This window comes from Enterobacter sp. UNJFSC 003 (assembly GCF_036903355.1).
In the GTDB taxonomy this organism is placed as follows: Bacteria; Pseudomonadota; Gammaproteobacteria; order Enterobacterales; family Enterobacteriaceae; genus Enterobacter.
The window spans coordinates 1-247 of record NZ_JBAKHK010000285.1 but is presented as its reverse complement, the minus strand read 5'-3'; the positions used below and the strand labels follow the sequence as shown (position 1 = coordinate 247).

Sequence of the window (247 nt, the reverse complement as noted above, 5' to 3'; positions counted from 1 at the left end):
GCACCGCCGTTAACAGCGCCCCCTTTTGCCCTTCCGCCAGGCTTTTTGACGCCAGCGTGCGTTGCACGATGCCCTGATTTGTACACCAGTAAAAGGTGTTCACCAGAATCAAACCGGTAAATGCCGCGCCAATCGGCAAGGGATCGGTCGGGCCACCGATTGAGTTTAATTTCTCGGCGTGAACGGTGGTGAGTTGCTCAATGCCCTGCATAAAGCTGCCCTTGCCCATCGCGATCAGGCCAAATAC

At 55.9% G+C, this 247-nt stretch carries 1 pseudogene; it reads right to left on the bottom strand.

Features of this window, described 5'->3' with window-relative positions:
* Positions 1–247 (bottom strand): annotated as a pseudogene (locus tag V5P19_RS24180) (solute:sodium symporter family transporter); the annotation flags it as partial.